This is a genomic window from Bordetella petrii (assembly GCF_020991325.1).
Lineage (GTDB): Bacteria > Pseudomonadota > Gammaproteobacteria > Burkholderiales > Burkholderiaceae_B > Bordetella_A > Bordetella_A petrii_E.
This window is the reverse complement of the sequence record NZ_JAJMLX010000290.1, coordinates 1-5508: the sequence shown is the minus strand read 5'-3', so window position 1 is coordinate 5508 and position 5508 is coordinate 1. Positions and strand designations below refer to the sequence as shown.

6 protein-coding genes and 2 pseudogenes are annotated in these 5508 nt (G+C 68.5%); 3 read left to right on the top strand and 5 right to left on the bottom strand.

Annotation, left to right across the window (positions count from 1 at the left end):
* Positions 1–652, bottom strand: a 652-nt coding sequence (locus tag LPZ50_RS21100; protein WP_230664657.1) for an alcohol dehydrogenase catalytic domain-containing protein, incomplete at its 3' end; no start/stop codon positions are given.
* Entirely contained in the window at positions 649–1353 is a 705-nt protein-coding gene (locus LPZ50_RS21095) for a FadR/GntR family transcriptional regulator (protein WP_230664655.1), read from the bottom strand. The genes LPZ50_RS21100 and LPZ50_RS21095, both read right to left, overlap by 4 nt.
* Positions 1354–1521: 168 nt before the next feature.
* Here LPZ50_RS21095 and LPZ50_RS21090 point away from each other — a divergent pair, with 168 nt between their 5' ends.
* The 3 genes and pseudogenes from LPZ50_RS21090 to pyrF all read left to right on the top strand — a co-directional run bounded on the left by LPZ50_RS21090 (position 1522) and on the right by pyrF (position 4132).
* The gene (locus tag LPZ50_RS21090; protein ID WP_230664653.1) at positions 1522–1917 is read left to right on the top strand and encodes a diacylglycerol kinase; all 396 of its coding nucleotides are present in this window, start codon (positions 1522–1524) and stop codon (positions 1915–1917) included.
* 15 nt (positions 1918–1932) lie between these two features.
* A pseudogene (locus LPZ50_RS21085) lies at positions 1933–3309 on the top strand (NAD(P)/FAD-dependent oxidoreductase); the annotation flags it as partial.
* Between the two features lie 4 nt (positions 3310–3313).
* The gene (gene pyrF / locus LPZ50_RS21080; RefSeq protein ID WP_230664649.1) at positions 3314–4132 is read left to right on the top strand and encodes an orotidine-5'-phosphate decarboxylase; all 819 of its coding nucleotides are present in this window, start codon (positions 3314–3316) and stop codon (positions 4130–4132) included.
* 9 nt (positions 4133–4141) lie between these two features.
* Here the strand turns inward: pyrF and LPZ50_RS21075 are convergent, their stop codons facing one another.
* The 3 genes and pseudogenes from LPZ50_RS21075 to LPZ50_RS21065 form a co-directional block, all read right to left on the bottom strand.
* Positions 4142–4711: a CinA family protein gene (locus LPZ50_RS21075; protein ID WP_230664647.1), complete on the bottom strand. Its 570-nt coding sequence runs from the start codon at positions 4709–4711 to the stop codon at positions 4142–4144.
* Positions 4708–5214: a phosphatidylglycerophosphatase A gene (locus LPZ50_RS21070; protein WP_230664645.1), complete on the bottom strand. Its 507-nt coding sequence runs from the start codon at positions 5212–5214 to the stop codon at positions 4708–4710. Before LPZ50_RS21070 ends, LPZ50_RS21075 begins: the two co-directional genes overlap by 4 nt.
* A gap of 33 nt (positions 5215–5247) precedes the next feature.
* A pseudogene (locus LPZ50_RS21065) lies at positions 5248–5508 on the bottom strand (thiamine-phosphate kinase); the annotation flags it as partial.

The window sequence follows — 5508 nt, the reverse complement described above, 5'->3', positions numbered from 1 at the left end:
TGGCGTCGGCGCCCACCTGCGTGGCCATGCGCAGCGGACGGTCGGCGATATCGGCCACCACGATGCGGGCGGCGCCGGCCAGCCGCGCGGCCATGACCGTCATGCAGCCTATGGTGCCGCCGCCGGTCACCAGCACTGTCTTGCCCAGCAGCGGGCCGGCGCGGTTCACGCCGTGCAGCCCGATGGACAGCGGTTCGGCACAGGCCAGTTCGCCCAGCGAGATGTCTTCTTCCACCGGGGTGAGCTGGCGTTCGCCCATGACGAAGCGTTCGCGGAACATGCCCTGCACGTGGGGGTAGACACTGGCGCTGCCCAGGAAACGCATATGGCGGCACAGGTTGTCGCGGCCGCCGCGGCAGTAGTCGCACTGGCCGCAGGGATGCGACGGATTGACGGCCACTTTCATGCCCGGCCTCACCCGCGTGACGGCATCGCCCACGCGCAGCACCACGCCGGACGCTTCATGCCCGGGGATCAACGGCTCGCGTATGACGAAGGCGCCGACGCGGCCATGCAGGTAATAGTGCAGGTCAGATCCGCAGATGCCGGCCGCGCCCAGCCGCAACTCGACGTCGTGCGGCGCCAGCGGCGCGTCGCCGTCGTTTTCCAGGCGCAGGTCGCGCGCCCCGTGGATGCGGCAAACCAGGGTCATGTCTTGGCCTTCTCGGTGGCGGGCGCCCAGTTCGCTGTCAGGCGGTCATGCGAACACGCCAGATGATGGCGCATGGCCTCGCGGGCGCGCGCCGCGTCGCCGGCGGCGATGGCGTCGATAACGCGGCGGTGTTCGGCGATGGCGGATTTCCAGCTGGCCGGATTCTCGAAGTAGTCGCCCAGCTTGACCGACAGCGGGTTATGGCGTTCGTCGAACAATTCGCCCACCACCCGCAGCAGCACGGAATTGCCGGGTATCTCGGCGATGCGCAGATGGAACAGGCGGTCGCCCTGGATGGGCACCTGGCCGGCCGCGGCCTCGGCTTCCATGGCCTGCAGCGCTTCGATCAGGCCCTCCACCTGCGCGGGGCGCGCCAGTTCGGCGGCCTGGGCGGCCAGTTCACCTTCAACCAGCTGGCGCGCGCGTATGGTTTCCAGCGGGCTTTCCGCCACCACGCTGTCGGCCGCGTCGCGGCTGCGCACATAAATGCCGGAACCCATGCGCACTTCCACCAGCCCTTCCACTTCCAGGGCAATCAGCGCTTCCCGCACCGACGGGCGCGACACGCCCAGCTTCAAGGCCAGGTCGCGCTCGGGCGGCAGGCGCGCGCCCACGGGAAATTCGCCCGCCTGGATCAGCAGCCGTAGCTGGTCGGCGATCTGGCGATACAGGCGGCGGGGTTCAATGGGCTGGAAGGGCATGGGTACCGGTTAAAAGGTAAAGTGGCCTTACCACTTTGCCGCATATTGCGCCGGTGCCCGGCGGTGTCACAATTAGGGTTTGCGCTAGGAACCGGCCGCGACGGCCCGCCCGCACGCCGGCAACGCGAATCTGTTAAAAACGACGCGGCCTATCCCATTACCCGATTCATGTCCCATACCCCGCACCCTTCTCCGTACAAAAGCACGGGCGGTCTGCGCCGCATCCTGAACGCCTTGCGCTATTCGTTGCAGGGGTTGCGCGCCGCGATCAAGTACGAGGCCGCCTTCCGCCAGGAACTGGCGCTGGCCATTTTGCTGATTCCGGCGGCTTTTTTCCTGGGGCGCACCACGGATGAAGTGTTCATCCTGATTGCCTCGGTGATCTTGGTGCTGGTGGTGGAATTGCTGAATTCCGCCGTCGAGGCCCTGGCCGATGCGCTGTCCGTGGAAACCCACCCGCTGCTGGGGCGGGCAAAAGACCTGGGCAGCGCGGCGGTCATGCTGATGCTGCTGTTCACCGTGGCGGTATGGGCGGGCGTGGCCATCAGCCGGTTTTTCTTGTAGGCGGCCACGGGTGCGGCTGCCGCCGCGCAGCCTGGCAGGCGCTTCCCCTCTATACTGCGACACATGGCCCAAGATTCGTCCAGCCGGACACCTCATTCCCCTCATCGCGTGGTCATTGTCGGTGGCGGCGCCGGCGGCCTGGAACTGGCCGCCACGCTGGGCCGCAAGTACGGCCCGCAATGCGTCACGCTGGTCGACAGCCGGCCCATCCATATCTGGAAACCTTCCCTGCACGAAGCCGCCGCCGGCACCCTGGACATTTACCAGGAAGGCTTGTCGTATCTGATGCTGGCCAACCTGTGCGGCTTTACCTTCGCCCTGGGCGAACTGCAGTCGGTAGACCGCGAGCGCCGCACGATTTCGGTGGGCCAGGTGCTGGACGCCCAGGGCGATACCGTGCTGCCTCAGCGCGAGCTGCGCTATGACACCCTGGTGCTGGCGCTGGGCAGCGTATCCAACTTTTTCAACACCCCTGGCGCCGCCGACTATGCGGTCACGCTGGACAATACCGAGAATGCCGAGGCCTTCCGCCTGACCATGCTGAAAGCCATGGCCCAGGTAGACCACGCCAAGGTGCGCGACCCGTCCGCCAAGCTAGACCTGGTGATCGTGGGCGGCGGCGCCACGGGCGTGGAACTGGCGGTGGAACTGCACGAGGCCGGCGGCGTGGTGGCGGCCTACGGACTGCCCAACTTCCGCGCCGACCGCGACCTGGTGATCACCCTGGTGGAAGGCGCGCCCCGCATCCTGGCGGCGCTGCCCGAGAAAATCTCGAAGGCCGCGCATGCGCGCCTGACCGAACTGGGCATACGCGTGGAAACCGACTGCCGCGTGGCCGAGGTTACCCCGCGCAGCATCAAGACCGCCGACGGCCGCGAATTCGCGGCCGGGCTGTGCATGTGGGCGGCCGGCATCCAGGGCCTGCCGCTGATGGCCACCCTGGACATGCCGCTGAACCGCGTGGGGCAACTGGTGGTGAACGGCCGGCTGGAATCGCCCGACCCGCACATTCTGGCGCTGGGCGACTGCTGCGCGGCGCCCATGGGCGAGAACCGCACGGTGCCGGCGCGCGCGCAGGCGGCGCACCAGCAGGCGGGCTACCTGGCGCGCAAGATCGGCGCGCGCATCAGCGGCCGCGCCGAACCGCAGGAAGCCTACCAGTACCACGACCGCGGCTCGCTGGTGTCGCTGGGCCAGGACGCCGGCGTGGGCAGCCTGATGGGCAAGCTGGCCGGACGCGGCCTGTTCGTCAGCGGTACACTGGCGCGGCTGATGTACATGAGCCTGCACCTGATGCACCACTACGCCGTGCTGGGTGCCTGGCGCACCGCCAGCATGGCCCTGGCGCGCCTGCTGATGCGCCGCACGCATCCCCGCGTCAAACTGCACTGACTCCATGACTTTCATACAACAACTCGACAACGCCTGGACCTCGCGCAATACGCTGCTGCAAGTGGGGCTGGACCCCGACCCGCAGCGCTTTCCGCGCGAGCTCGACGGCAAGCCGGACGCCATTTTCCAGTTCTGCCGCGATATCGCCGACGCCACCGCGCCGTACGCCTGCAGCTTCAAGCCGCAAATCGCCTATTTCGCCGCGCACCGCGCCGAAGACCAACTGGAAGCCCTGTGCGCGCATATCCGCAGCGCGCACCCCGAGGTGCCCATCGTGCTGGACGCCAAGCGCGGCGACATCGGCAGCACGGCCGACCACTACGCACGCGAAGCCTATGAACGCTATGGGGCCCACGCGCTGACCGTCAGCCCCTACATGGGCCTGGATTCAGTGGAACCCTACCTGGGCTGGAAAGACCGCGGAGTGATCGTGCTGTGCCGCACGTCGAACCCGGGCGGCTCCGACCTGCAGTTCCTGAAGCTGGACAACGGCGAACCGCTGTACCTGCACGTGGCCGGCCTGGTGGCCGACAAATGGAATGCCGACGGGCAATGCGGCCTGGTCGTGGGCGCCACCTTCCCGAATGAGCTGGCCGCGGTGCGCCAGCGCATCGGCGACAGCGTGCCGCTGCTGGTGCCGGGCATCGGCGCCCAGGGCGGCGACGTTACCGCCACTGTCAACGCGGGCCGCAATGCTGCCGGCACCGGCATGATGATCAATTCGTCGCGCGCGATTCTGTACGCCAGCGGCGGCGACGATTGGCGCCAGGCGGCGGCAGATGCCGCGCGCGACCTGCGCGACGCCATCAACGGCGTGCGCTGAACCGGCCGCCTACGCGCGGCTGCGATTGACCGGTTCGCCTATCAGTTCCAGCAGGCCGCGCAGCGCATACACCACGGCGCCCAGCCGCACCTGGCTGCGGTCGCCCGAAAACACCTGGGTGTCGGCGCGCGAGGTGATGCCCTCGGCGCCACGCATGGCAAAGCCGAAGCACACCATGCCCACCGGCTTGCCGGGCGTGGCCCCGCCCGGCCCGGCAATGCCGGTGGTGGAAACGGCAACGTGCATGCCCGTGCTGGCCAGCAGCACACCATTGGCCATTTCCAGCGCGGTGGCTTCGCTGACGGCGCCGTAGCGGTCCAGTGTGTCGGCCGACACGCTCAGGTCCGCCACCTTGGCCTCGTTGCTGTAGGTGACGAAACCGCGTTCGAACCAGACGCTGGAACCCGCCACCGCGGTAATTGCGCCGGCCACCAGGCCGCCGGTGCAGGATTCGGCTGTGCCCATCAGCAGGCCCTGCCGCTGCAGGGCCGCGCCCAGGCGTTCGGCCAGGCCCAGGGCCTGCGACTGCAATAGCGAGGCCGGCGCCAGCCCCGGCACCGGTTTGTGCTGCGTGCTCATGCAAACACCCCCATACGCACGATGATGGCCATGACCAGCAAGGCGTATGCCGCGGCCACGATGTCGTCCCACATGACGCCGAAGCCGCCCTTGACCTTGGCGTCGAAATACTTGATGGGCGGCGGCTTGGCGATGTCGAACAGGCGGAACAGCCCGAACGCCAGCAACTGCGCGGCGAAGGTGTCGGGCGTCAGCCACAGCACCAGCCAGAAGGCAACCATCTCGTCCCATACGATGCCGACGTGATCGTCGACCTGCAGCTCGCGCGCCACGCGATGGCAGGCCCAGCAGCCGTAGGCGAACGCCACCGCCAGGAAAATGGCCAGCAGGCGGTCGGACGCGGCCGGGGCGGCCACGGCCCAGATCAGCCAGGCCAGCAGCGTGCCCCAGGTGCCGGATGCCGGGCGCAGCAGCCCGCTGCCCAGGCCGAACGCGATCAGCCGGCCCGGATCGCGCGCCACCCAGCGCGCTTCGGGATAAGCCACGCGGGTGCGCTCGCGCATTGAAGGAGATTCAGAAGAAGTGACGGGCATGGGTCAGGACGCGGGAAAGTGGTCGAAGCCGCGCGGCAGTTCGGCCATGGGGCGGCCGCCTGCATCCAGCACGACGATGCCTGGACGCAGATCGATGTGGCCAATGGCGGTAACAGGCACGCCGGCGCGCGCCGCGGCATCCAGCACGCGGTCGTGGTCGGCGGGCGCGGCGGTGAAACATAGTTCGTAGGCGTCGCCTCCGCCCAGCACGGCCTGGGCCACGGCGGCCGGCGGCAGGCCTTGCACGGACGCGGCAACCGGCAT